The organism is Chromohalobacter beijerinckii (assembly GCF_023061185.1).
Classification (GTDB): domain Bacteria; phylum Pseudomonadota; class Gammaproteobacteria; order Pseudomonadales; family Halomonadaceae; genus Chromohalobacter; species Chromohalobacter beijerinckii.
The window spans coordinates 1-18,696 of record NZ_JAKGAK010000016.1 but is presented as its reverse complement, the minus strand read 5'-3'; the positions used below and the strand labels follow the sequence as shown (position 1 = coordinate 18,696).

At 59.6% G+C, this 18,696-nt stretch carries 20 protein-coding genes; 10 read left to right on the top strand and 10 right to left on the bottom strand.

Annotated elements, in window-relative coordinates; translation table 11 throughout:
* The first annotated feature begins 48 nt into the window (after positions 1–48).
* From L1075_RS12055 to L1075_RS12030, 6 genes are all read left to right on the top strand, one after another.
* Entirely contained in the window at positions 49–1,086 is a 1,038-nt protein-coding gene (locus L1075_RS12055) for an ABC transporter substrate-binding protein (RefSeq protein WP_246942049.1), read from the top strand.
* Entirely contained in the window at positions 1,083–1,844 is a 762-nt protein-coding gene (locus L1075_RS12050) for an ABC transporter permease (RefSeq protein ID WP_246942047.1), read from the top strand. The genes L1075_RS12055 and L1075_RS12050 overlap by 4 nt, the downstream gene beginning before the upstream one ends.
* Entirely contained in the window at positions 1,841–2,623 is a 783-nt protein-coding gene (locus L1075_RS12045; protein ID WP_246942045.1) for an ABC transporter ATP-binding protein, read from the top strand. The genes L1075_RS12050 and L1075_RS12045 overlap by 4 nt, the downstream gene beginning before the upstream one ends.
* On the top strand, positions 2,620–2,922 hold the full coding sequence (locus L1075_RS12040; protein ID WP_246942043.1) for a hypothetical protein: 303 nt from the start codon (positions 2,620–2,622) through the stop codon (positions 2,920–2,922). The genes L1075_RS12045 and L1075_RS12040 overlap by 4 nt, the downstream gene beginning before the upstream one ends.
* 191 nt (positions 2,923–3,113) lie before the next feature.
* Positions 3,114–3,746 carry a peroxiredoxin gene (locus tag L1075_RS12035; RefSeq protein ID WP_097021666.1) on the top strand — a complete coding sequence of 211 codons (633 nt, stop codon included), beginning with the start codon at positions 3,114–3,116 and terminating at the stop codon, positions 3,744–3,746.
* Positions 3,747–3,882: 136 nt separating this feature from the next.
* The gene (locus L1075_RS12030; protein ID WP_246894955.1) at positions 3,883–4,569 is read left to right on the top strand and encodes a DJ-1/PfpI family protein; all 687 of its coding nucleotides are present in this window, start codon (positions 3,883–3,885) and stop codon (positions 4,567–4,569) included.
* Positions 4,570–4,585: 16 nt separating this feature from the next.
* Here L1075_RS12030 and L1075_RS12025 read toward each other — a convergent pair whose 3' ends face one another.
* The 4 genes from L1075_RS12025 to L1075_RS12010 all read right to left on the bottom strand — a co-directional run bounded on the left by L1075_RS12025 (position 4,586) and on the right by L1075_RS12010 (position 8,289).
* On the bottom strand, positions 4,586–4,729 hold the full coding sequence (locus L1075_RS12025; protein ID WP_246894954.1) for a hypothetical protein: 144 nt from the start codon (positions 4,727–4,729) through the stop codon (positions 4,586–4,588).
* 189 nt (positions 4,730–4,918) lie between these two features.
* Positions 4,919–5,938, bottom strand: coding sequence for a histone deacetylase family protein (locus L1075_RS12020; RefSeq protein ID WP_246894953.1), 1,020 nt, complete (start codon positions 5,936–5,938; stop codon positions 4,919–4,921).
* Positions 5,939–6,010: 72 nt separating this feature from the next.
* Positions 6,011–7,300, bottom strand: coding sequence for a methyl-accepting chemotaxis protein (locus L1075_RS12015; protein WP_246894952.1), 1,290 nt, complete (start codon positions 7,298–7,300; stop codon positions 6,011–6,013).
* 113 nt (positions 7,301–7,413) lie between these two features.
* Positions 7,414–8,289 (bottom strand): DMT family transporter, encoded by an 876-nt coding sequence (locus tag L1075_RS12010; RefSeq protein ID WP_040240657.1) that lies wholly within the window; start codon positions 8,287–8,289, stop codon positions 7,414–7,416.
* Positions 8,290–8,499: 210 nt separating this feature from the next.
* On the opposite strand from L1075_RS12010, the gene L1075_RS12005 reads away from it, so the two are divergent.
* Positions 8,500–9,084, top strand: a complete 585-nt coding sequence (locus L1075_RS12005; RefSeq protein ID WP_040240656.1) for a gamma-glutamylcyclotransferase — start codon at positions 8,500–8,502, stop codon at positions 9,082–9,084.
* 82 nt (positions 9,085–9,166) lie between these two features.
* Here the strand turns inward: L1075_RS12005 and L1075_RS12000 are convergent, their stop codons facing one another.
* The 3 genes from L1075_RS12000 to L1075_RS11990 form a co-directional block, all read right to left on the bottom strand.
* Positions 9,167–11,032, bottom strand: coding sequence for a TRAP transporter large permease (locus L1075_RS12000; RefSeq protein WP_040240654.1), 1,866 nt, complete (start codon positions 11,030–11,032; stop codon positions 9,167–9,169).
* Between the two features lie 82 nt (positions 11,033–11,114).
* Positions 11,115–12,116 carry a TRAP transporter substrate-binding protein gene (locus L1075_RS11995; protein WP_052444916.1) on the bottom strand — a complete coding sequence of 334 codons (1,002 nt, stop codon included), beginning with the start codon at positions 12,114–12,116 and terminating at the stop codon, positions 11,115–11,117.
* A 104-nt stretch (positions 12,117–12,220) separates the two neighbouring features.
* Positions 12,221–12,985, bottom strand: a complete 765-nt coding sequence (locus L1075_RS11990) for an SDR family oxidoreductase (protein ID WP_040240652.1) — start codon at positions 12,983–12,985, stop codon at positions 12,221–12,223.
* A gap of 248 nt (positions 12,986–13,233) precedes the next feature.
* Here L1075_RS11990 and L1075_RS11985 point away from each other — a divergent pair, with 248 nt between their 5' ends.
* A complete protein-coding gene (locus L1075_RS11985; RefSeq protein ID WP_246942041.1) occupies positions 13,234–13,962 on the top strand; it encodes a GntR family transcriptional regulator in 729 nt (242 codons plus the stop codon).
* A 50-nt stretch (positions 13,963–14,012) separates the two neighbouring features.
* Here L1075_RS11985 and arfB read toward each other — a convergent pair whose 3' ends face one another.
* Both arfB and L1075_RS11975 read right to left on the bottom strand, forming a co-directional pair.
* The gene (gene arfB, locus L1075_RS11980) at positions 14,013–14,426 is read right to left on the bottom strand and encodes an alternative ribosome rescue aminoacyl-tRNA hydrolase ArfB (RefSeq protein ID WP_246895210.1); all 414 of its coding nucleotides are present in this window, start codon (positions 14,424–14,426) and stop codon (positions 14,013–14,015) included.
* Between the two features lie 93 nt (positions 14,427–14,519).
* Positions 14,520–14,693: a hypothetical protein gene (locus L1075_RS11975; protein ID WP_246895211.1), complete on the bottom strand. Its 174-nt coding sequence runs from the start codon at positions 14,691–14,693 to the stop codon at positions 14,520–14,522.
* Positions 14,694–15,038: 345 nt separating this feature from the next.
* Here L1075_RS11975 and L1075_RS11970 point away from each other — a divergent pair, with 345 nt between their 5' ends.
* Positions 15,039–15,404: a hypothetical protein gene (locus tag L1075_RS11970; protein WP_246895212.1), complete on the top strand. Its 366-nt coding sequence runs from the start codon at positions 15,039–15,041 to the stop codon at positions 15,402–15,404.
* An 11-nt stretch (positions 15,405–15,415) separates the two neighbouring features.
* A complete protein-coding gene (locus L1075_RS11965; protein ID WP_246895213.1) occupies positions 15,416–17,455 on the top strand; it encodes a pyrroloquinoline quinone-dependent dehydrogenase in 2,040 nt (679 codons plus the stop codon).
* A 142-nt stretch (positions 17,456–17,597) separates the two neighbouring features.
* Here L1075_RS11965 and L1075_RS11960 read toward each other — a convergent pair whose 3' ends face one another.
* On the bottom strand, positions 17,598–18,188 hold the full coding sequence (locus L1075_RS11960; RefSeq protein WP_246895214.1) for a manganese efflux pump MntP: 591 nt from the start codon (positions 18,186–18,188) through the stop codon (positions 17,598–17,600).
* Positions 18,189–18,696: the final 508 nt, after the last annotated feature.

Genomic DNA, 18,696 nt, shown 5'->3' with positions numbered 1-18,696 from the left:
CAAGTCGCTATAGTGGCGAACCTATCGCTTATCCCCCGGAGACTCGCCATGCGACGACTGTTTCACTGGATCGGCGCGCTCGCGCTGACCGTCCTGCTGCCGAGTACGGCCCTGGCCCAGAACGACGAAACGACGACTCTCGAGGTCGGCTACATGCCCATCCTGCCGGTCGCGCAATTGTTCGTCATGGAGGGCGCCGGCTGGACCGACGAGGCGGGGCTGGATCTCGAGTTGACGCGCTTCTCCAGCGGTCCGGCCATGGTGCAGGCGCTGGCATCCGGCAAGCTCGACGTGATGAACTTCGGCATTGGGCCGGCCATGGTCGCCCGAGCCAACGGTGTGCCGATCAAGGTGCTCGCCGCCAGCATCCAGGAGCAGATCGGGCTGATCGCCCGCGGCGAGCTCGCCAATGCCTTCGAGGGCAATGATCCGGCGGCCGCCATCGCCCAGTTCACCGAGACGCAGGGCCGCAAGCCCAAGATCGCCACCTTCCCCAATGGCTCGGTGCCCTACACCGTGCTGCGCTACTGGCTGGAAGAGCAGATCGGGGTCGACGCGGACGCGGTGGATATCGTCACCATGGGGGCCTCAAGGGTTCAGCAATCGCTGCTGGCTGGCGCGGTGGACGCCGCCTCGACCCTCGAGCCGATCCTCAGTGTCGTGCAGCAACGCGATCCCGACGCTCGAGTCGTGGCACGCGGCAACGACATGCTGCCTCACCAGCCCGGCGCGGTGCTGGCAGTACGCGAGGCCGTGCTCGAGGAGCATCCCGAGGCGATCCAGGCTCTGGTCGCGCAGCACGTCCGCGCCACCGAGATGCTCGAGAACGAGCCCGCGAAGGCCGCGCCGTACGTGCGCGAGTTCGTCGGCAAGCGGCTCATCGACGAGGAAACTGTCACCGCCGCCTTGTCCTCGCCGTCGTCCAACTATCTGGCCGACCCGCACATGATCATCGACGCCACGCGTACCATGGCCGACTTCCAGCGTCGCATCGGCACGCTGAAGAAGCCCGTGGACGTGGATGCGCTCTTCGATACGTCGGTCTATGACGCCGTGATGTCCTCGACGGAGAACGCAGCGCCATGACGCGTCCCGCACGCCATCGACGCACCCTGATCAGCGCCGTCAGCCTTGCCGCCCTGGTGGCGCTCTGGGAGACGGCCCTGCGCGTGGGCTGGCTGCCGAGTAACCTGGTGCCGTTGCCCTCGCAGATTCCCGGGGTACTCTGGGCGGAAGTGCTGGACGGCATCTGGCTCGACGTCGTGTTGTCCAGCCTCTCCCATTACAGTATTGGCCTGGTGATCGGCTCGGTGCTGGGGATTGCGGTCGGCATGGCCGCGGCGCTGCTGCCCCGGTTCGATGCCGCCCACAGCTGGCTGGCACGCCTGCTGCGGCCGATTCCGCCGCTGGCCTGGATCCCCTTCGCGATCATCTGGTTCGGCGTGACCGAAACCGCCGCTGCTTTCATCATCAGCATCGGCGTGTTCTGGATCAATTACTTCACCAGCTACAGCGCGGTGCGCGCCATCGACGACGGCTACTACGAAGTCGCCCGGGCCTTCGGCCAGGGCGGTTTCAGCGCGCGGCTGGCCAAGATCAGCCTGCCGGCGGCGGCGCCGGGCATCCTCGGGGGACTGCGTGCCGGCCTGGGCCAAGGCTGGATGACGGTGGTCGCCGCCGAGCTGTTCGGCATTCCCGGCATCGGCCAGCGCATGATGGAAGCCTCGGGCCTGCTCGCCACCGATGTGGTGGTGGTCTACATGCTGACCATCGCCGCGCTCTACGCCCTGTTCGACTTCCTGTTCATGCGCATTCAGCGGAGGGTTCTACGGTGGCAGCAATGAATGACGCGTCCGCACCCGTCCTGACGGCACGCGGCGTACGTCTGGGCTTTGCCGACGACGTCGTGCTCGACGACATCGATCTCGAGGTGGCCCCGCGCGAATTCGTGGCCATGGTCGGCGCTTCGGGCGTCGGCAAGTCCACCCTGCTGCGCGCTTTCGCCGGCTTGCTAGCCCCGCTGCGTGGCGACGTCCATCTCTCCACCGCCGAGGCGTCGGCCAGCCGCGCCTGGTCGATGGTCTTCCAGGCGCCGCGCTTATTTCCCTGGCGTCGCGTGCGCGCCAATGTCGAGCTGGGTCTGGAAGGGCTGGGACTATCGCGCGACGAGCGCCGTGCCCGTGCCATGGAATCGCTGTCGTTGGTCGGGCTCGAGGAACTCGCCGAGCGCTGGCCACGCACGCTGTCCGGCGGTCAGCAACAGCGCGTGGGCATCGCCCGCGCACTGGCGGTACGGCCTCGGGTGTTGTTCATGGACGAGCCGTTCTCCGCACTCGACGCCCTGACCCGCCAGCGCCTGCAGAGCGAACTCACCGAGCTGCGCCAGCGCAGCGACGCGGCGATCGTCTTCGTCACTCATGACATCGAGGAGGCCGTCCTCCTCGCCGACCGCGTCGTGGTACTGGCCAAACCCGACAAAGCTGCGCCGGCCACGGTGCGTGAGATCGTCACCATCGATCTGCCGCTCGCCCGACGCCGCGAGCAGAGTGGCTTTCGTGAACACATGCAGCGCCTGGAGCAGCATATCGGTGTTGCCGCCACCCCCGAGGAGACGATGTCATGAGTGCCTTGCGTGTCGTATTGCATGCCCCCACCGCCGATGGCCTCGCCCGCGCCCGGCGCAATGCACTCAACCTGACCCGGGCACGACCCGACACCGAGGTGCTGATCGTGGCCAATGGCGGCGCCGTGGCCGCCGCCCTGGAAACCCCCGACTCGACCACCGATGCCTGGCTGCGGCTTTGCCGCAATACCCTCACGGCCCAGTCGTTGGAGAACCCCGGCAGCCTCGAGGAAGTCGAGGCCGCGGTGGTCACGCTCGCCGAGCTGCAGGCACAGGGCTGGGCCTATATCCGCGCTTGATTATCGTGACACTGCCCATCCCCTTGTGTTGGCCGCCCCACGTCACCATATTTATAAAAAGAAGGGGCGCGGGAAGCGCCACGCATGGGCAAATATCCAAGATGCATTTGCTTAGCGAAATCCATTGTTTCCCATGCCCTGGTCTATGATGCGATGCTCAATGCTTCGCCAATCAGTGAAAGGAGGACGCCATGGCACTACAACTCGGCGATATTGCCCCGGATTTCACCCAAGATAGCACCGACGGCACGATCAACTTCCACGAATGGGCAGGCGACAACTGGGTCATCCTGTTCTCGCATCCCAAGGATTTCACGCCGGTATGCACCACCGAGCTGGGTGAAGTGTCGCGCCTGAAGCCTGAATTCGAGAAGCGCAACGCCAAGGCCATGGGGCTGTCCGTCGACCCGCTGGACGATCACAAGGCATGGGAAGGCGACATCAAGGAAACTCAGGGCCATGGCCTGAACTTTCCGCTGCTGGCGGACGCCGACCGCAAGGTCAGCTCGCTGTACGGAATGATTCACCCCAACGCCAACGACACCCTGACGGTGCGTAGCGTCTTCATCATCGACCCCAGCAAGAAAGTGCGCCTGACGCTGACCTACCCGGCCAGTACCGGTCGCAACTTCTCAGAGATCCTGCGCGTGCTGGATAGCCTTCAGCTGACCGACAGCCAGAAGGTCGCCACACCGGTCAACTGGACCGAAGGCGACGACTGCATCATCGTGCCCTCGGTCGATAACGAAAAGGCTAAGGAACTCTTCCCGCAAGGCTGGGACGAGAAGAAGCCGTACCTGCGCATGGTCAAGCTGCAGAAGTAACCCGTTACACGTGACCTACTGGGTCAGGCGCCGTCCGGTGCCATGACCTTTGATCGCCCGTGGCCTCCTGGACCACGGGCGATTTTTTTCATGCGCGCTATTCTGTATGAGACAACCCTTGCCTACGGATACCGCCATGGCGTCGACAATACATATCGTGATACCGATCTATCCCGGCGTCACGCAGTTGGATTTCACCGGACCTCATCAATTCTTCTCGCGTGTGCCCCAAACCGAGGTCGTGGTCGCCTCCGTCGGCGGCCTGCCGGTAGAGGCCCAGGGGCTGACCTTCACCAACCTGGCCGACCTGGACGTTATCGAGGCATGCGACGTGCTGTGCGTACCGGGCGGGCTGGGGTGCCTCGACGCCGCAGAGGATGCACGATTCCTTCACGCCATTCAGCGGCTCGCCAGTACCTCGCGGTACCTGACATCGGTCTGCACCGGCTCATTGATCCTGGGCGCGGCCGGCCTTCTGCGGGGGAGACGTGCGGCCTGTCACTGGGCCTGGCGAGACATGCTGCCACTCTTCGGCGCCATCCCCGATGCGGGGCGCGTCGTGCGGGACGGCAACCTCATCACGGGCGGAGGCGTCACGGCCGGCATCGATCTGGCGCTGACGGTCATCGCCGAGCTGCTGGGTGACGAGACCGCCCAGGCGGCGCAACTGACGCTGGAATATGCACCCGAGCCGCCCTTCGACGCCGGGCGGCCAGATACCGCACCGGCGTCCGTACATGCGCATGTGCTCGACGGCATGGCGGACATGCAGGCATCCCGGTATCGGCAGGCCGAACGCATCGCCACGCACTTGCCCGCGTGACGCCGCTCTCCAAGGCCTAGGCCACGGGCGATTGTCGTTTAGCGGCGCGCCGCCCGGTGAGGCGTCGCCCTTTCATACGGCAGGCACGCACCAGACACACCACCCGATAGGTGATGAACAACAACAAGATAGCGATCTTGAAACTGGTCTTGATGCGCATCGTCGTACCCGGCTCGGCGTCTCATTGGGGAGGAGTACGACGAGTTAATCAGAGGGATGTTAAGGAATGTTGACGCCATGGTGGACGGCTGTACCCAATATCGACATCCCATAGGCATACTTGAGCGTGAACACCTCTTTTTTATAAAAACTTTCTTATTCAATGCCTGCCGATAAACTCGACCCTCTATCAGCCTTGGGTCAGGCCCTCGAAGAAGCTCACCGCGTTGGCTTCCAGCCCCTCGAGATAATAGCCGCCTTCCTGCACCACGAGCGTCGGCAGGTCGAGCTCGGCCACCACGCGCCCGAGCTTGCCAAACCCCGGCGTGGAAACCGCCACCTTGGCCTGCGGGTCCTGCTCATGGATGTCGAAACCCAGCGCCAGCACCAGCGCGTCCGGCTCGAACAACCGAAGCGCCTGGCAGGCTTCATCCAGACGCTCGAAGAACACCGCTTCTGGTGATCCGTGCGGCATCGCCAGATTGAGGTTGTAGCCCTCTCCCGCGCCATGACCACGTTCATCCTCGAAACCGGTCACCGCCGGATAGAAGTTAGTGGTGTCGCCATGCACCGAGATGTACATCACGTCGGCGCGGTCATAGAAGATTTCCTGCACCCCTTGGCCGTGGTGCATGTCGGTATCCAGCACCACGACGCGCGGGTAACGTGCGGTCAGATGCTGTGCAGCGATGGCGGTGTTGTTGAGAAAGCAGAAGCCGCCAGCGGCATCGGCGCGGGCGTGGTGCCCTGGCGGCCGCGTCAGCGCATAAGCCTGGCGTGCCCCATGATTGAGCGCATCGGCGCCGGCAATCGCGCTTTGCGCCGCCCAGTACGCGGAATCCCAGGTCGCCTCCCCTATTGGCGCACTGCCATCCGCCAGGTAACGCCCCGCTTCTGCCAAGATGCCACGCATGGCATTGGGCGAGCGCACGAAGACATTGGACATGACCTCGTCGCCCCAATCATCACCCAGCGCCGTCCAGCGACGATGAGCGCTTTTCAGAAAGCGCAGGTACGGCAGATGGTGCACGGCGCGAATCGCCGCCAGGCCACTATCCGGCGGTGTACGCACTTCGAATCCCAGGCGCCGAGCGGCACCCAGCAAGCCATCGAGGCGCGTGGGAACCTCCTGAGGCTCGCGCAGCTTGCCGCGCGAAAAGTAGAGCCGGGGGTGGTGGCGGCGCTGCTCGGCATGAAAAAACGTCTGCATGGTCGTGCCTCCGTTCCGGATCGATCTCGATAACGGTGCAAGATACGCGCCGAAATACTCGGCACGGGCCGGCTATGCCCAAGCGGCGTGCGCCTCGACCTGGTGGTGCGCTGGCAAGGCCCGGCGGGGTGCTGCGTCACGCGACGCGGGTGTCTCCTGCGACGTCTCCATGAGGCGGAACCGGTGTACCACGCTGGCCAGTCGGGATGACTGATCGTGCAGCGAGGCCGCCGCGGCCGCGGACTGCTCGACCAGGGCCGCGTTCTGCTGGATCATGCGGTCGATGCGCTCCACCGCATGGTTGACCTGCTCGATACCACTGGACTGTTCGCTGGCGGTGCTGCTGATCTCGCTGATCGCGCCACTGACCCGCTGCACCCCGGCAACGATCTCCTCGATGGTCGTTCCCGTGGCTTCGGCCTGGCTCACGCCGGCGGCCACCGTTTCGCCGCTGTCGCGAATCAGCGTCTTGATCTCGTTGGCCGCCGTGGCGGAACGTCCCGCGAGATTGCGTACCTCACTGGCGACCACGGCGAAACCGCGGCCCTGGCCTCCCGCGCGGGCGGCCTCGACTGAGGCGTTCAGGGCCAGCAGATTGGTCTGGAAGGCGATGTCGTCGATCAGCCCGACGATGTCGCCGATACGCCGTTCCGCCTCGGCGATGGCATGCATGCGCGCGACCACGTCCTTCACCGCTTCGCCACCGCGCACGGCTGCCTCGGCGGTATGCGTGGCCAGCTCGTCGGCTCGCTGCGCGGCCTGCGCGGTCTGCTGGATGCTCTCGGTCAACTGGGCGATTGAGGCGACGCTCTGCTGCAAGTTGCCCACCGATTGTTCGGTGCGCGTGGCGAGGTCCTGATTGCCCAGGGCGATTTCCTCGCTGGCGATGGCGACGCTATCGCTGGCGTCGCGCACCTGGGCGACCATGCCGCCCAGGCCCGTCTGCATGGTGCCCAGGGCCTCCTGCAGCTCGCTGATTTCATCACGCCCCTGGCAGGCGATCGGCTGAGTGAGATCTCCCCCGGCGATGGCGGTCGCATAGTCCTTGGCCTCGCGCACCGGCGCACAGATCGCCCGCATGTTGAGCCAGGTCAGCGGCGCCACGACCAGGATCGTCACCAGCCCCGCGACTACGAACAACAACAGCGAACCTTGCGCCACCTCGGCCAGCCGCGTGGCCATGATACCGGACTGGGTCTCCTGCACGACCCCCTGATCCAACAGTCCCAGACTGGCGTCGTACAAGCGGTATATGCCCCATGCCCCGGTTCCTCCCAGCATGCCCAGCAACACCAGAACGACGACGATAGCGCCCACCATGCGAACGCGCACCGAGAAACGGCGCATTAGCGTCATCAACATGAGTTCCTGCCTCTTGAGTGGTCGAAAACCATTCCACCACTGTGGCAGGGCACGCATCGCAAACCTTGATGTACGTCAAGTACGCGAGGATTCACCGGCATGGGCCGCCAGTATCAGGTCGTCGGGCGGGCCTTGATTGACACCTGCCGTTCATACAAGGCGATGGCGACGCCGCTGCCGATGATCACCAACGCGCCGATGAAGACCCAGATATCCGGCACTTCATCCCACAACCACCAGCCCAGCAGCACGGCCCAAACCATAGCCGTGTAATCGAACGGCGCCGCCAACGCCGCCGGGGCGTAACGAAACGCCAGCGTGATGCACGACACCGCGCCCACGCCGAAGATGCCGGACCCGATGAAGCCCAGCCACGCCGCCCCCTCGGGCATCCGCCAAACATTGGGCAGCAACATAGCGCTAACGATCAAGGGCACCAGCGTGGCGTAGAAGACCATCGCCCAAAGGCTTTCCTTACCGCCATAGCGCCGCGCAGTGATCATCATCAGCGCGTAGCACACCGCGGCGCCGACGACGATCAGCGCACCCCACTGGAAGCCCGCCGCGCCGGGGCGCACCACGACCAGAACACCGGCGAAGCCGACCAGCGAGGCGATGAACGGCAGACGTTCGACGCGTTCCTTGAGCAGCGGGCCAGACAGCAGCGTCACGAACAACGGCGCGGCGAAGGCGATGGCGGTAGTTTCCGCCAATGGCAGTAGAGTCAGGCCGGTGACAAAGCAAAACATCGTGCCAGTGAAGATCAACCCGCGCATGAGATGCACGCCCGGGCGCCGGGTCTTGAGCTTTTGCCAGCCGCCGTTGAAACGTGCCAGCAGCGCGATCAACGGCAGCGAGATCAGGGTGCGGAAGAAGATGATCTGAATCGGGTCGTAGGTGGCGCCCAGCCACTTGGAAATCGCATCGCCCAACGCGAGGCACAACACCCCGGCGCACATGATCAAGATTCCCAGCAGGGACGGCGACATACCCACCTCCATGAAGAAAGACCACGCGGCGCCTATCACAATGCGCCCCGCTACGTGTAATGGAAACGGCCCGAAGAATCGGCCCTTGAGCATAGCCGAATCGAATGCGCACCGCGATGGTGCAAAAAGAGGTATGCCGCATATCGACGCCAAAACGTGCATAATCGGGGAGAGATTCCCGTTTATTCACTCGACGTACGCAAGAGAGTCATGACGCTCGATACGACCGCGATCAACCAGCAAATGACGCATTTCAACGACCATGAGGCGATCTGGCTTTTTGGCTATGGCTCGCTGATCTGGAAGGCGGATTTCTCGTTTCTGGAAAGTCGGCCTGCACATATCATCGGCTGGGAAAGACGTTTCTGGCAGGGCTCGCACGACCACCGCGGCACGCCACAGGCGCCGGGACGTGTCGCCACGCTGACCGAACGCCCTGGCGCGGTCTGCCATGGCATGGCCTACCGCATCACCCAAGATGTGCTCGGCCCGCTGGATGTGCGCGAGAAAAATGGCTATCTGCGCGTGGTCACGCCGCTGCACTTCGATGACGTCGAGGAAGAGGAAAACCGCGAGGGCCTGGTCTATCTCGCCGGCGAGGACAATGCCGCCTTCCTCGGCCCTGCACCTGACACCGCGATCGCCCGGCAGATCGCCGAATCCCACGGGCCCAGCGGCCCCAATCGCGATTACCTGCTCAACCTGGCCCAAGCGCTGCGTGACATGGGCCACGACGACCCGCACATCTTCGCCCTGGAACGTGAACTACTCGCGCTTCCCACTCAGCCGGCGTGAAACGACACGTCGGCTGACAGCAGGTCACGTATCTATCTTGTCACACAGTACGCAAACCACATACTTTAGATAAGTTGTATGGTCATCCCAAAAGCTCCCACAGGCCTACCGTCAGGAACGGGAATAAACATAGCAGAACCACTACCACCATAGCCCCAGCAATAAATGGCACCACCGCCCTGAACACTGCCGAAGGTGAAACCTTGGCAATTTGGGATGAGATAAACACCAACAGACCTACTGGCGGGGAGACGCCGCCGAGCTGCAGGACAATGATCATAATGATACCGAGCTGAACAGGGTCGACCCCAGCGTTAGTCATCATTGGCAAGAACAGTGGCGCAATAATCAGCATCGCCGGGGTCAGATCGAGAAACATCCCCGCAGCGGCCAAGACCACCAGCAGGATGATGAACAGCCCAAGTTGGCCATCAACGATGGTACTCGCCCAAGCGACAATCTCTTGGGGTACTTGCTCGGCGATCAGGACCCAGGCGAAGGGCACCGAGGCGGCGATCAAAAAACCCACCAAGGCGGCATCGGTCCCGCACTCGGCGAAGGCACGGTAGAATTTCTTCCAGCCATATTCACGGAATACAAATTTGCCGAGTACGAACGTCCAGAGCAACGCTATGACTCCCGCCTCGGTAGCGGTGATAATGCCAAACCGAATTCCCCCCAGCACACCAACGGTAATGACCAACACCGGCAAGGCACGCAGGAAGCTACGCCAAACGTCGTTCCAAGGGGCTCGAGCAGTGGCCGTTTGGTACTGACGACGCACCGAGATCAAGTAGGAGACCCCCATCAGGACGCCCGCACAGAGGATCGCTGGCAGGATACCGGCCATAAACAGCCGAGCGATGGAGACATTAGCCACTGAAGCGTAAACCAGCATGGCAATCGCTGGCGGCACGACATTGGGCAGAATCGCCGATGAAGCCGTGACCGCACAGGAGAATGCCGGTGAATAGCCACGCTGAACCATCTCGGGGACCAAGATCTTGGTGCTACTAGCAGCGTCGGCGCTCGACGACCCGGAAATGCCGCCCACCATCAGGCTATTGAGTACGTTGACATGGGCCAAGCCACCACGTAAGTGGCCAACCAGGCTAGAGGCAAAGTCGATCAAGCGTGTGGACAGGCCTCCTAGATTGAGTAGATAGCCGGTCGAGAGGAAAAACGGGATTGCCAATAGAATAAACTTGGTCGAACCGGTGACCATATTCTGAACGATCGCTGGCGCTGGAAGGATGAACGACGCCGAGTTAGCCAGGAAGACCCCGAACATCAAAGAAAAAGAGACCGGCACACCAACTACCAGAGCCACGAAGAATGCGACCAGCATGATCAGACTAGGCGAAACACCCTGTAACGGAGCAAGCAAGCCATGATCGAGACCAAGATAAAGCAGGCCAGCAATACCAAGTGCCAAGAAATTGCGGACCAAGGTACGCGTGTTGTCAGCATCTCGAGCAAGCAGGAATACCAAGCCAATCAGGCCAAATACCGGAATGACCGCGTACTTATATACCTTAGGCCACTCCAAGCTGGCACTGACTCCGCCGACCATCTCGGCAAGCTGGTAGCCACTGAACATCATCATCATTACCGTCAGAGCCAAGATCAGGCTCTGGATGAAGCCCAGCAGGCCTGACGACCAACCAGATAAATTCTTGGTCAAAAAATCAGCAGCGACGTGGCGCTGCTGTCGGATCCCTAACGCCGCCCCGAGGAAGATCAACCAGGTGAACGACCAAACCGCGAACTCAGCGGTCCACGAAAAGGCGTCATTGAATACATAGCGCGAGACTACGCCAGCGAATACGTCTATCGTCATCGCCAGCAAATTGACGAAGATCAGCAGGCGGACCACCGACTCCAGCCCAGCAGCGGCGCGACCAAGACTCAGCAAAGGCAGCGTGTGAGAAAGGCGATAGGCTGACATTCGATACGCTCCAGAATGGCAACGCCATTGAGGTGGGATGGAACGTGCGACCCCGCCATGGTGGCGGGATCGCTTCCAAGGTTCAGTCGGCGTTCTCAATCAGCGAGACGAGTGCCTTGCCGTTAGGAATTTTCTTGGTGTACTCCTCCCTGACTGGCTGCATGGCTTCTTTCCACGGACCTTTATCATCGATCTCAATGATGGTGGCGCCATCCTCAACAGTCTTGGCTAGAGCCGCCTTATCATCTTGCTGACGCATAGCAGGCAGTTGCTCCTGAACTTCGTTGGCAGCCTTGGTGATCTCTTGCTGGTATTCCTCCGGCAAACGCTGCCACCAGCTTTGTGACACTACCCAAGTCCCCATCGCATAAACGTGCCCAGTTTTTACGTAGTAAGGCGCAACTTCATAGAAGCGATTGGTAAGGTAATTGGTCGCTGTATTATCAAAAAAGTCGATCACCCCTGTCTGCATTGAGTTATATATCTCGGGAGCTGGGATTGGCGTAGGGTTAGCACCGGCGGCTTTCCACATAGCGACGTGCAGTGGACTCTGGATGACGCGCATCTTTTTCCCCTTAACGTCATCAACCGAATGAATTGGAGTGCTGCTCATCAACTGACGGATGCCATTGACCGAAAACCCCATGAGGTGGAAACCTTCACCCTCAAACTTGGGCGCCAATTCATCAGTGAGAGGCTCGTTAATCGCTACCGCCTGTTCGTCACTGTTGATCAAATAAGGTAGATCAAGAACCTGAACTTCGGGTACCCAAGAAGTCAGCACCGAGCTAGTAATGATCCCCATCTGTACGGAGCCAAGCCTAATGCCTTCTGCCGATTCGCTCTCACCGCCGAGGACACTGTTGGGAAACAGCTTAATATCGACATTATCATCGGTTCGCTCGCGCACCATATCGGCAAACTTTTTAGCCGCAACGTACTTAGTGTTACCCTCTGGCACGTCAAGCGAAAGCTTGGCGTTGTACTCGGCTGCCAATGCCGATGTGCTAGCAACGGAAATAGCCAATGTCGATAACAGTGCAGTAATTACCGGTAGGCCACGCAAGGAGTGTTTGATTTTCATGATACGTCCTATTGATCTTATGTTTACATTACAACGTGTAGGTTAGGAAACTTGTCATTGTCATGAGCGTAAGCTCTATTCACTAACCCTTGTGTAGGAGCTCATCAAAGTACGGCGAGCATGCCGCCATCGACGTAGATAATCTGTCCATTGACATAGTTGGAAGCAGGCGACGCTAAGTACACCACCGTCCCGACCAAGTCTTCAGGCGTTCCCCAGCGCCGCGATGGTGTACGTCCAGTGATCCAGCCATTGAAATCGGGATCATCGACTAGCGGTTGCGTCATCTCGGTAATCATGTAACCAGGACCAATCGCGTTAGACTGGATACCATGCTCTGCCCATTCCGCCGCCATCGATTGCGTCAATAACCGTACCCCGCCTTTAGCAGCCGTATAGGCGCCTACAGTAGGACGAGCTACGGAGCTCATTAGCGAACCAATATTGATTACCTTGCCACCCTGACCGCGCGCTATCATTTGGCGTGCGACATTGCGGCCAAGTAAGAAAGCGCTCGACAAGTTCGTATTGATGACCGTATCCCACTCATTGCGAGTCAACTCTACCAGCGGCTTTCGCAGCTGCATGCCAGCGTTGTTGACTAGAATATCAACATATACGCCATCCTCCTTGAGGTTACCAAGGGCCTTTTCGATAGCGGCTTCATCCGTAATATCGAAGGAAATCTTCAAAACATTGAAGCCTTCACCGGACAGTGCTAAGTGAGCCTCATGCAGCTTGTCTTGGTTGCGCCCATGCAAAATGACTTGGGCCCCGGCTTGTGCCAACCCCCTTGCCATAGCAAAACCCAGGCCACCAGATGAGCCTGTGATCAATGCTGTCTTGCCCGATAGATCAAAAAGCGTCATAAGCCGCTTACTCCCTTGCATCAGGATAGTTAAAGCTGTTGAATAACCGCATCGTCACCCCTAATTTTCAAGGCTTCAGAAGGAGCATCACGGTCATTCCCCGAGCAGCCAAGGCTAAGCATTCACTACATGCCACCTTTGTCTAACGCTGCTTTTATGCCCTTAGATTTCGTTGTCTAATAAGAAATATATCGCCAAATTTCAAAGTATTCCATAATACTTAAGATTAACGATGGACAGGTAAAACAATGTCTGATACAAAAAAATCAGCAACTTACAGTAAGTCCCAGGGAAATCTGGCTTATGAGCGGCTTGAATCAAGCATTGCTCATATGGATATTCAGCCAGGCGCCTTCATGACCATGGCCGACTTGCAGAAGCAGGTAGGGCTGGGCCGCACCCCAGTTTTGGAAGCTACTCGCAAATTGACTGATGATACCTTGCTGGAGATGCAGGCAGGCATTGGGATACGCATCACTCCTATCGACCTGGCAAGAGAGAAGCGATTACTCAAGATCCGGCGTGATCTTGAATGTTTTGTACTTGAGATGGCTATTGAGAATGAAAGCGGTTTAGTGCGAAACCAAATGCACCATTTAATTCAAGCTTTGCACGAAGCCGAGTCGAATAATGACTTGCGTCGATTCAACGACCTTGATAAGCGGATGGATCAACTCATTCTTGAAGCCGCCAACGAGCCTTTTGTAGCACGCACACTACGACCATTACATACCATATTTCGGCGCTTAGGCTTTCTTTACCAAAGCCATTTAGGAGACGCCACCTCAATCAACAAGAACATACTAATTCACATTAAAATTCTTGATGCGGTCCTCAATCGTGACGTCTCCTCTGCTATCTCCGCCAACCATGAGCTCATGGACTTTATGCATGCAATGTTCGAACCGCTGGACCGAAAACTAGAGCCTTCATTTTTTGACGTCAGTATCAAGCCACTAAATGCAGACCTTTACTGATTTTCTGAAAGATTAGCCGGCGTGAAGCGCTCCGCCGGCTGACAGCGGTGTTACGTCTCTACCTTGCCACGCAAGGCCTTGGTCTTGCCCTTGCGGGTTTTCTTGTCGACACGGCGGCGCTTCGCGCCCTTGGAAGGCTGGGTGGGGCGGCGCACCTTGTGCTGCTTTACCGCGTCCTGGATGAGTGCCTTGAGACGCGCCAGCGCTTCTTCCTTGTTGGCTTCAAGCGTGCGATAACGCTGCGCCTTGAGGATGATCACACCATCCTTGCTAATACGCTGATCGGACAGCGCCATCAAGCGTTCTTTGTAGAACGGCGGCAATGACGAGCGGGGAATATCGAAACGTAGATGCACCGCCGAGGCGACCTTGTTGACGTTCTGGCCGCCGGCGCCTTGCGCGCGAATCTGGCTGATATCGATTTCCCAATCGGCGAGCGTCACCGTATCGGAGATCCTCAGCATGGTGTAGCCCTCGTGACATGACACGCCGAGCACGACGCGTGAATGATGCGCGACAGACTACACTATTGGCGGCGCCTCGGGAGTCGACGCAACTTACAGGGATTCGTCATCTTGACGCTGTTTGGCGTTCAGAGTGGAGACGTTCGCCGTGTCGTTATGGACACTAACGTTTTGATTAGCCTCGCTTTCCGCCACCATAGAGAACGGCAGCAATGCAGAGACGACGATGGTTGCCAACATCGAGAACAGCTTGTTGAGTGCTTTCATGACCACTCCTGGATTTTGGTGGTGATGCGGCGTTTTGTCGCATTACACAATTAGCATGCTAAAAGATTCACTGCGCGTCAAGTTCTTCTCGATCATCAAGCCCCATGTACCGCCTTACGGCGCCTCCACGCACAAATTCGTTAGCAGAAAAATAATTTTTTGAAACAAGGCCACAAAAGTCCTACGTTTTTTACTAAAATGGGAGCCGAGAGCTACGACCAAAGACGTAGCCAAGGCTCAACCATTTCGCTCATCCCCTTTGAGCTTGGCGCTATGTGCCCCAGCCCAACGGCGGAATAAAAGAGCCAGGTGATCATTCCTGTCCCACAAGGAGACAACAACGCCATGCCACAATCTCGCTCGCAAAGGTTGGGCGCCATTGTGCTGCTGGTAGCCTCGATCGTCGGGTTTGCCATCGCACTCTATGCCTATTTCACCCCGCTGACCGGGGTCAATGGCACACTTGGCGCGCTTGTCGCCATCCTGGCCAACATCGCCCTGGCCGTCATGGCGCTCATCTTGCCTGCATTGAAAGGGAACGCCTCGCGTAACGTGTGGCGCGTGCTGATTTTGCTGGGCCTGGCCGGCACCTTCTTCGCAGCCCTCCTCCTACATCAATGGTGGATCTGTGTCGCCATGGTGGTCGGCCTAATCGGGCTGATTCTAGATGTGGCCCTCGCGAACCGCACCGCTCATCCCGCCCAACCATAAGGAGCCGTCCCATGCCGACATTGAGAACCACCGCGCAACGCCTGGGCACGGCCACGGCGCTGGCGCTTTTCCTGACGCCTTTGCCGCTTCTGGCGCAGGATCAGGACGCCGATCAGGACGCCTCGAGTGCACAAGAGGGCGCGACGTCGCAAGCTTCATCCCAACAAGCTTCGTCCGAATCGATACCGCTGGTCCCCGGCACACCGACCTGGGATAGCTTCCACGGCCAGCTCAACGCGCAGAAATACAGCCCCCTCGACCAGATCAACGCCGATAACGTCGGTGACCTGGAAAAGGTCTGGGAAGTGCACACTGGCGATGTCTCCGACGGCTCCGGCGACCTGCCGCCCACTGTCTGGTCCGCGACGCCGGTGTTCGCCAACGACACGCTCTATATCGGCACGCCGTTCTATCGCATTCTCGCGCTCGACCCCGCCACCGGCGAGCAGAAGTGGAGCTTCGACACCGAGTCCACGCTTGAAGCAATGACGCAGCCCGCGCTCAAGAGCCGCGGCGTCGCCTACTGGGAAGCGGATGACCCGGTCGAAGGCGAGTCCTGCCAGAAAATCGTCTATCTCGGCACCATGGACGCGCAGCTCTTCGCCGTCGATGCCGACACTGGCGAGAAGTGCACCAGCTTCGCCGATAACGGCGTACTCGACGTCAACCAGTGGAACGACACCCACAATAAGTGGCCGCTGTCGCTGCTGCAGCCACCGACCGTGGTAGACGATCACCTGCTTATCGGTTGGGCCGGCAAAGACTGGGCGTTCGAGCAAGCGCCTCCCGGCACCGTGTTCTCCATCAATGCCCGCACCGGCGAGCGCGAATGGAGCTTCAACGCCCTTTCCGAAGAGATGCGTGAGAAGAGCGGTACCGCCAACGTGTGGACGCACATGTCCGCCGACGAGGAAAACGGCCTCGTGTATCTGCCGATCTCCTCACCGTCGCCCAACTACTGGGGCGGCAACCGCACCGAGGAAGCGCCCCTGGCGACCTCGACCACCGCGCTTGACGTCGATACCGGCGAAGTCGTCTGGTCACGCCAGTGGGTCCACCACGACGTCTGGGACTATGACATCAACTCCGCGCCAACACTGATGGACATCACGGTGGATGGCGAGGAAATTCCGGCATTGATCCAGGCCACCAAGCAAGGCTTCCTGTTCGTCGTCAACCGCCTGACCGGTGAGGACGTCTGGCCGATCGAGGAGCGTCCGGTACCGCAGGGTGATGGCTCCGTCAAAGGCGAAGAATACGCGGATACGCAACCCTTCCCGACCAAGCCCGCCCCGCTGCTCGACCAATCCGAGAAGCCGAAGATCTGGAAACTCGCCGATGTCGTTGGCGGTGGCCAGTGTTCCAAGCTCTGGGACAACCTGACGTATGAAGGCATGTACACGCCGCCCACCACCAAGGGTGAAGGTGCACTGACCTATCCTGATAGCTCCGGTGGCGTGCAATGGGGCGGTGTTGCCTTTGATCCCGTCAGCCAGACGGCCATCGTCAACACCTCGCACATCGTGCAGTACGTAAAGCTCTACGAGCGTGAAGCGTACGAGAAAGCCGATAGTGGCTCGGGCAACGAAAGTGGCTTCGCACCGCAGACAGGGGCGCCTTACGGTATGCGTCTCGAAGTGGCACGTAACTGGCTCGGCATGCCGTGCTGGGAACCGCCCTTCGGCGAAGTCGTCGCGCTCGACATGAAAACCGGCGATGTGAAATGGCGTCGTCCGATCGGCTCCTCGCAGCAGTACGGCTTCTTCATGCCTGAAAGCTGGGGCTCGCCCACCATCGGTGGTCCTGCAGTCACGGCCGGCAACCTGGTCTTCATCGGTGCCTCGATGGACGCCAAACTGCGCGCCTACTCGCTCGACAGCGGCGAAGAGCTGTGGGAAGACCAGGCCGAAGCGCCCGCCGTCGCCAATCCCGCCGTCTACGAGTATGAAGGCCGCGAATACGTCGCCTTCGTGGCAGGCGGCAACTCGATCCTGAAGGATCAGGTCGGCGACCAGGTCGTCGTCTACGCGCTGCCGGAAGACGACGAGTAACGTCTGACGGTCAGCGATAGAAGGCAAGACAGCAGTAACGTAGAAAGCAGACGGGGTGGGCCCAAATGGGCCCACCCCGTTTTTATTGGCTCGCGTCTTTGTGGTCAGATCTTGTAGCCCCGACCAACAGGCTATGAAACGTTCACGCCGATACAACGCCGGCCAGATGCTCATAGAGCACGGCAACGCCAATGGCGATGAGGATCAGGCCACCCAGCACCTCAGCCCACTTGCCGACGACGGTGCCAATAGCACGACCGAGCAACGTGCCGCAGGTGACCATCAAGGTCGTCGCCAGGCCGATGGCCAGGGAGGCCACGACGATGTTGATATCCGTCAGCGCTAACGTAATCCCCACGGCCATGGCGTCGATGCTGGTGGCCAGGGCTGTGACGGCAATCAACCATATGGACTTGTCTTCCTGCTGAACCCCGGCGACCTTTATCGCATCGGCACCGCCGTTCTTTAATCCTTCCCAGATCATATGCCCGCCCAGCAACGCCAGCATGGCAAAGGCAATCCAGTGGTCGACACCGGAGACGAAACGCATCGCGACATGGCCGAGCGCCCACCCCACCAACGGCATGATCGCTTCCACCACGCCAAACACAATGCCTATGCGTAGCGCGCTGATGAAGCGTACCTTGCTCAACTCGGCGCCCCGGCCGATAGAAGCGGCAAAGGCGTCTGTCGACATGGCGAATGCCAACAGAATCAACGACGCAGGATTCATGTGGTCTCCATAATGCACAGCAGGCGATGCTGAGAACGCATCTTCACTCCCTAAACCCGATTATTTTTGTCAACTTTTCAAACAGCCTATACCCGACACCCCTGAATAACAATAACTACCTGAAAATAAAGCAAAAATTAACCTAGATTGATCAGTATCGTGGCGGTTAATACTCTGCGAGCATGCTTCGAATGAATAACCAAGGTTTAACAATCCCTTGCGATTTATAGGGAAAAGCAAACGCACTGCGACGTTTCAGCGCAATATCTGAAAAACGCTTGGCATATCATCGCCATATCGCACATTCTGAAGACCGTTTCGACGGGGAAGGGATACCGCCATGCAAGCATTTTCGACTCGCCACCAGGTTCTCGGTCTGATCGGCTGGCTGGTGGTCAGCTTCATTACCGCCGGGATCGGCGCCATCGCATCAGTGGATGCCACGCAGTTCTACGCCGAACTCACGCAGCCCAGTTGGGCGCCACCCGCCGGCGCCTTCGGCCCGGTG

Bases quoted from the DNA above. Each gene is read 5' to 3' on its own strand.
- L1075_RS12055 (WP_246942049.1), top strand. From the start codon at position 49: ATGCGACGACTGTTTCACTGGATCGGCGCGCTCGCGCTGACCGTCCTG.
- L1075_RS12050 (WP_246942047.1), top strand. From the start codon at position 1,083: ATGACGCGTCCCGCACGCCATCGACGCACCCTGATCAGCGCCGTCAGC.
- L1075_RS12045 (WP_246942045.1), top strand. From the start codon at position 1,841: ATGAATGACGCGTCCGCACCCGTCCTGACGGCACGCGGCGTACGTCTG.
- L1075_RS12040 (WP_246942043.1), top strand. From the start codon at position 2,620: ATGAGTGCCTTGCGTGTCGTATTGCATGCCCCCACCGCCGATGGCCTC.
- L1075_RS12035 (WP_097021666.1), top strand. From the start codon at position 3,114: ATGGCACTACAACTCGGCGATATTGCCCCGGATTTCACCCAAGATAGC.
- L1075_RS12030 (WP_246894955.1), top strand. From the start codon at position 3,883: ATGGCGTCGACAATACATATCGTGATACCGATCTATCCCGGCGTCACG.
- L1075_RS12025 (WP_246894954.1), bottom strand. From the start codon at position 4,729: ATGCGCATCAAGACCAGTTTCAAGATCGCTATCTTGTTGTTGTTCATC.
- L1075_RS12020 (WP_246894953.1), bottom strand. From the start codon at position 5,938: ATGCAGACGTTTTTTCATGCCGAGCAGCGCCGCCACCACCCCCGGCTC.
- L1075_RS12015 (WP_246894952.1), bottom strand. From the start codon at position 7,300: ATGTTGATGACGCTAATGCGCCGTTTCTCGGTGCGCGTTCGCATGGTG.
- L1075_RS12010 (WP_040240657.1), bottom strand. From the start codon at position 8,289: ATGTCGCCGTCCCTGCTGGGAATCTTGATCATGTGCGCCGGGGTGTTG.
- L1075_RS12005 (WP_040240656.1), top strand. From the start codon at position 8,500: ATGACGCTCGATACGACCGCGATCAACCAGCAAATGACGCATTTCAAC.
- L1075_RS12000 (WP_040240654.1), bottom strand. From the start codon at position 11,032: ATGTCAGCCTATCGCCTTTCTCACACGCTGCCTTTGCTGAGTCTTGGT.
- L1075_RS11995 (WP_052444916.1), bottom strand. From the start codon at position 12,116: ATGAAAATCAAACACTCCTTGCGTGGCCTACCGGTAATTACTGCACTG.
- L1075_RS11990 (WP_040240652.1), bottom strand. From the start codon at position 12,985: ATGACGCTTTTTGATCTATCGGGCAAGACAGCATTGATCACAGGCTCA.
- L1075_RS11985 (WP_246942041.1), top strand. From the start codon at position 13,234: ATGTCTGATACAAAAAAATCAGCAACTTACAGTAAGTCCCAGGGAAAT.
- arfB (WP_246895210.1), bottom strand. From the start codon at position 14,426: ATGCTGAGGATCTCCGATACGGTGACGCTCGCCGATTGGGAAATCGAT.
- L1075_RS11975 (WP_246895211.1), bottom strand. From the start codon at position 14,693: ATGAAAGCACTCAACAAGCTGTTCTCGATGTTGGCAACCATCGTCGTC.
- L1075_RS11970 (WP_246895212.1), top strand. From the start codon at position 15,039: ATGCCACAATCTCGCTCGCAAAGGTTGGGCGCCATTGTGCTGCTGGTA.
- L1075_RS11965 (WP_246895213.1), top strand. From the start codon at position 15,416: ATGCCGACATTGAGAACCACCGCGCAACGCCTGGGCACGGCCACGGCG.
- L1075_RS11960 (WP_246895214.1), bottom strand. From the start codon at position 18,188: ATGAATCCTGCGTCGTTGATTCTGTTGGCATTCGCCATGTCGACAGAC.